Source organism: Chloroflexota bacterium (genome assembly GCA_016219275.1).
Classification (GTDB): Bacteria; Chloroflexota; Anaerolineae; order UBA4142; family UBA4142; genus JACRBM01.
Genome location: JACRBM010000004.1, coordinates 1 through 5,729 on the forward strand (window position 1 = coordinate 1; position 5,729 = coordinate 5,729).

The 5,729-nt window shown below is 55.4% G+C and carries 5 protein-coding genes; all 5 read left to right on the forward strand.

Translation table 11 applies throughout. The annotated features are described in order from the left end of the window. On the forward strand, window positions 1-561 hold a 561-nt coding region (locus HY868_00480), incomplete at its 5' end, for an amino acid ABC transporter substrate-binding protein (GenBank protein MBI5300582.1). 96 nt (window positions 562-657) lie between these two features. Then, the gene (locus HY868_00485; GenBank protein ID MBI5300583.1) at window positions 658-1,821 is read left to right on the forward strand and encodes an ABC transporter permease subunit; all 1,164 of its coding nucleotides are present in this window, start codon (window positions 658-660) and stop codon (window positions 1,819-1,821) included. 72 nt (window positions 1,822-1,893) lie between these two features. Then, window positions 1,894-3,096 (forward strand): amino acid ABC transporter permease, encoded by a 1,203-nt coding sequence (locus HY868_00490; GenBank protein MBI5300584.1) that lies wholly within the window; start codon window positions 1,894-1,896, stop codon window positions 3,094-3,096. A 79-nt stretch (window positions 3,097-3,175) separates the two neighbouring features. Next, window positions 3,176-3,922 (forward strand): amino acid ABC transporter ATP-binding protein, encoded by a 747-nt coding sequence (locus HY868_00495; GenBank protein MBI5300585.1) that lies wholly within the window; start codon window positions 3,176-3,178, stop codon window positions 3,920-3,922. A gap of 437 nt (window positions 3,923-4,359) precedes the next feature. Then, window positions 4,360-5,508 (forward strand): tyrosine-type recombinase/integrase, encoded by a 1,149-nt coding sequence (locus HY868_00500; protein MBI5300586.1) that lies wholly within the window; start codon window positions 4,360-4,362, stop codon window positions 5,506-5,508. The last annotated feature ends 221 nt before the right edge of the window (window positions 5,509-5,729 follow it).

A 5,729-nucleotide genomic window follows, 5' to 3' on the forward strand; every position in this document is an offset into this window, starting at 1 on the left:
ACGACAACCGAATTGAATCTCACCGATCAAATGCGCGCCGCCGGTGTGGATTTCAAACCGGTCGTGTTCCAAGACATTGATCCAACCTACGCCGCGTACGAGCAAGGTCGTTGCGATGCCGTGACGAGCGACAAGTCGCAGCTAGCATCGCGCCGCACCGTGTTCAAGACGCCTGCCGATCACGAGATCATGGACGTCACAATGTCCAAGGAACCGCTCGGACCTGCGACGCCGCTCGGCGATGATCCCTGGTTCAACGTAGTTAAATGGGTCATCTACAACATCATTCAAGCGGAAGAATCCGGCGTCACGTCCAAGAACGTCGAGGACATGGCGAAAACGAGCAAGGATCCGGTCATCATGCGCTTGCTGGGCGACGATGCGTTAGCCAAGGGTCTCAGTCTCGAAAAAGACTGGGTCGTGAAAGTGATCAAAGCCGTCGGCAATTACGGCGAGATTTACGATCGCACGCTCGGACCGAGCACACCACTCAACATCCCGCGCGGTCCGAACAATCTATGGACCAAGGGCGGTCTGCTCTATCCGCCGCCGTATCGCTAGTCTCTGACCCTCACCCTGCCCTCCCCCTTTCAGGGGGAGGGTTAGGGTGGGGGTTTGTCTTGCATCGGAGATATTATTGTGCAACACCCGTCCGTTATGCAACACGCTGCTGTACCATTTTGGCGCGACGTGCGCGTCATTGCCATCATCAGTCAGATTTTATTTATCCTCATTCTGATTCTTGCCGCCGCGTTTTTCTACAACAACCTCACCTCCGCGATGCGCCAGCGCGGGTTGGCGGCGGGATACGATTATCTCGAGCGCGAAGCCGCGTTCGAGATCGGTGAAAGTCTCATCGAGTACAAACCTACCGATACGTACGGGCGCGCGTTCGCGGTCGGCTTGCTCAACACACTCCTCGTCAGCGTCGTCGGCATCGTGCTCTCGACGATTCTCGGCGTCATCACCGGCGTCGCGCGCTTGTCGTCGAACTGGCTGGCGAACAACCTCGCGGCGTGGTACATCGAAGTCATTCGCAACACGCCGCTCCTCGTGCAACTCATCTTTATTTATTTCGGCGTGTTCGTGAAATTTCCGCCGGTGCGTGAAAGCATCGAACTCCCCGGCTCCATCTACGCGAGCCAACGCGGCATCTACCTGCCGAAACCTCTGCCGACCGACACGTTTCAATTCTGGCTTGCGTTCATCGCCGCCGCCGTCGTCATCGCGATAATCGCGTGGGTGATGCTCACGCGCCATCCCAGGATGCGTTACAGTTTCACACCGCACCTGAGCGTGCTCGCGGCGCTGATTATTTTTCCGCTGATCGGTTGGTTCGCCGCTGGCGCATCTCCGCTCAACCTGGAACTGCCCGAGCGCGGGCGATTCAATTTCTCCGGCGGCATCGCGCTCTCGCCGGAATTTGGCGCGCTCGTTTTTGGTTTGGTGATTTACACTGCCGCGTTCATCGCCGAAGTCGTGCGCGGCGGGATTCAGGCGGTCAGCAAAGGACAAATCGAAGCCGCGCGCGCGGTGGGCTTGGGCGAAGGGCAAACGCTGTCGCTCGTCGTCTTTCCGCAAGCGATGCGCGTCATCATTCCGCCGCTCACCAGTCAGTATCTCAACCTGGCGAAGAACTCATCGCTCGCCGTCGCGATTGGGTATCCCGATCTGTTCAGCGTCAATCAAACGATTGCGAATCAAACGGGACAGCCGGTGCCGGCAATTTTACTCGTGATGGGCACGTACCTCGCGATGAGTTTGTTCACGTCGTTGTTGATGAATCTCTACAATCGCCGCGTGCAAATTTTGGAAAGATGATTTACGGCAGAAACCAGGTTTCTTAAAGAAACCTGGTTTCTACCCTAGCAATTAGAGCAAGAACAAAAAATCATGACAACAACTGCAAACACTCTCGAACCGCCGCGTACGTCGGTCGGCGTAATTGGCTGGCTAAGAAAGAATTTGTTCAGCACGTGGTACAACTCGCTCGTCACTCTCGTGATGGGCTGGTTCCTCTATGCCATCGTGAGCGGATTGATCGGCTGGACGATCACAAGCGCGCGCTGGGATGTCGTCACCGCGAACATTCGCCTGTTTATGATCGGACCGTACCCGCCCGATCAAGTAAATCGCGTGTGGATCGCGTTGACGCTGGTCTCGGCGCTGATGGGCGTGACCGGCAGCGTGTGGGGCGGCACGCTGCGGACATTTGCGATCTCGTACGCCGCCGGAGTCGCGACGTTGCTCGTCGTAGCGTTCATCGCGTTTCCGATCAGCGAAGGATTTGTCTGGCTCGGCGCGAATCTCGCGCTCGCGATTGTCGGCTTTGTCCTGGGACGCGGACACACCAAGTGGCGCACGCCACTCGTCGGGTTGTGGCTCGCGTCGTTCGTCGCAACGCTCGTGCTGTTGCAGGGATTTGCCAGTGTAAGTTGGCTGCCCGAAGTTTCGACGAGTCGCTGGGGCGGTTTGCTGTTGACGTTCATGCTCGCGCTCGTCAGCATCGTGCTATCGTTTCCGCTCGGCGTATTGCTCGCGCTGGGACGGCGCAGTGCGTTGCCGGCGATCAGGTGGTTTAGCATCTTCTACATCGAACTCGTGCGCGGCGTACCGCTCATCACGATCTTGTTCATGACGCAAATTATGTTGCCGCTCTTTTTGCCGACCGACGTGCGGATTGACAACGTGGTGCGCGCGATGGCTGGGTTTACATTGTTCACCGCCGCGTACATGGCGGAGAATGTGCGCGGCGGTTTGCAAGCGATTCCCGGCGGGCAGGTCGAAGCCGCGCACGCGCTCGGCTTGAGCAACATGCTCGTGACGTTGTTCATCGTTTTGCCGCAAGCGTTGCGCATGGTCATTCCCGCGATTGTCGGCTTGTTTATTTCGCTGTTCAAAGATACAACGCTCGTCCTCATCGTCGGCTTGCTCGACTTGCTCGGCGTGGGACGGAGCGTGCTCGCGCAGCCGCAATTCCTGGGTCTGCAAACCGAAGTGTACATGTTCGTCGCCGCGGTCTTTTTCCTCTTTAGTTACGCAATGTCGTTCGCGAGTTATCGGTTGGAAGAAGCGCTCGGCGTAGGAAAGCGTTAAAGACAAAAGGATGAAGGATGGAAGATGAATCCTCATCCTTCATCCCTCATCCTTCATCCTTTGTTTAGAGGAGTCATTCATGGCAGACAGCAGTAAAGACATTATCATTTGTCAGGATGTCCACAAGTGGTTTGATCGTTTGCACGTGCTCAAAGGCATCAACATCACCGTCAAGCAGGGCGAAGTGCTCGTGATTTTCGGACCCTCCGGTTCCGGCAAGTCTACGTTCATTCGCACGATCAACCGGCTCGAAGAACATCAGCGCGGCACGATCATCGTGGACGGCATTCAACTGACGAACGACGTGCGGAACATTCACGCGATTCGCACCGAGATCGGCATGGTGTTTCAATCGTTCAACCTGTTTCCGCACCTGACCGTGATGGACAATATCACGCTTGCGCCGATGTGGGTCCGCAAATGGTCGCGCGAAAAAGCGGAGCAGATCGCGACGGATTTGCTCAACCGCGTCGGCATTCCGGAGCAAGCGCGCAAGTATCCGGCGCAACTCTCGGGCGGACAGCAACAGCGCGTCGCGATTGCGCGCGCGCTCGCGATGCAACCCAAGATCATGTTGTTCGACGAGCCGACGAGCGCGCTCGACCCGGAGATGATCAAGGAGGTGCTCGACGTGATGACGGAACTCGCGCAGAGCGGGATGACGATGTTGTGTGTAACACACGAGATGGGGTTTGCGCGCAACGTCGCGCACCGCATGGTGTTCTTCGATCACGGCGAGTTGATCGAGCAAGGCACACCGCAACAAATCTTTGAGAATCCGCAGCAAGACCGGACGAAATTATTCTTGTCGCAGATTTTGCACTAGCGACGAGTCCGTCGTATAATTAAAGTGAACGCTTGGCTTTGACCCGCACGAAAAATCGTAACTACGCCGGTCTGCCATAGAGAACATAGAGCACATAGAGGGAAAACAAGAATTTCTCTATGAACTCTATGCACTCTATGCACTCTATGGCGATAATGAGCACAACACCTTCGCCAAACGCGGATTCTGTTTGGCAATTTTGGAAAATTGCCCCACGATTTTGCATTCAGTTTTTGATTGGCGAAGGTATTATGAGCATGGAAGTAGTCACGAAAAAACGCTGATTGCCGGAGGAAACCGGGTGATTGGCTGGGGTTCGTTTGGGTTCGGTAGTTCGCTCTCTCACGCACCTGCTCGTTGGCGCGCGAAATTCGCGTGTCGGCGGCAGGTGTTTGTATTTGCGCGGCAATCAATCCGACATCGAAGGAGCCACGTGAATGGCAACACTCAAGATCGAACAGACCGAGAACGGCAAGGTGTGGGTTTCGTTGACGCGGTTTGGGGATGCGGAATTGGCGCGATTGAAAGAAATTCCCGGCGCGCGGTGGAATCCGGAACGCAAACAGTGGTCGCTGCCCGAATCGCCGGAGACGCGCAAAGCATTAGCGGAAATCGTCGCGCTGCCGCCGAGTCCGCCGCCGAAGATGATCGCAGTGAAACCGAAACAGCCCGGCGCACCAGTCAAGAAGCCGCGGCATCGCTACATTGCCGGGGAAGGCAAACCGCTCACCACCAATCCCCCGCATCCGCTTATCAAACAAGCCGATGATGAACTCGTTTTGCGCGGGATGGCGTATCTGACGCGGAAATGTTATGGACAGCATCTGCGAAATTACTTCGATTGGCTTGCCCAAGAGCGCATCGAACCGGCACAGGCAACGACGGCTCAAATTCGCGCGTATCTTGTTTTCATGGCATCCAGTGGGCGCGTTTCCGCGTCGTACTGCCGCCAAGCACGCGCGGTCTTGGTCTTTTTCTACGAGACGGCATTGAGACAGCGTGAGAAGGTACGCGATCTACCGCGCATGAAGAGACCGGAGCAATTGCCGCGCGTGCTGAGTCGTGAGGATGTCGTCAAAATTTTCAAGGTCACGACTTTCCTCAAACACAAGGCATTGCTGGTGACGGCATATTCCGCCGGCTTGCGCGTGGGCGAAGTGGTGCGGCTGAAAGTAAGTGACATTGACTCGAAACGAATGACCATTCGCGTTACGGCAGGCAAAGGGGCAAAGGATCGCGATACGTTGCTTTCGACCACGGCGCTGGAAATTTTGCGCGAGTATGTGCGCGTGTTCAAACCGAGGGATTGGCTATTTCCGGGAGATGACCGGAGCGATCATTTATCGGAGCGTTCCGCGCAACACGTTTTTGAGGACGCCAAGAACAAGGCAAGCATTCTCAAGCCAGCGACATTTCACACCTTACGCCATTCATTCGCGACGCATCTACTAGAGGATGGCGTGGACATGCGGTACATCCAGGAATTATTGGGACACGGCAGTATCAAGACGACTGAACGATACACGCATGTAACCGAACGCGGAAAAGAAAAGATCAAGAGTCCGTTGGACAATTTCAAATTGTAGGAGGACAAGATGAAAGATACTTGACCGATTGTACATCAAACAAAGTAGGAAGATCGAAATTGGTTATACGACACAAATCTTGCGGGTATCACTGGGAAAAAGGGGTGATAACCGTCAAGCAACGTGTCGTAGAATGTAAGTTTCGCGATGGGCGATTTCCGTTTGAATGTCCTGGGATGGCAAAGGTGGGTATTCAGATAGCCGATAGAGTGGACGCCCAT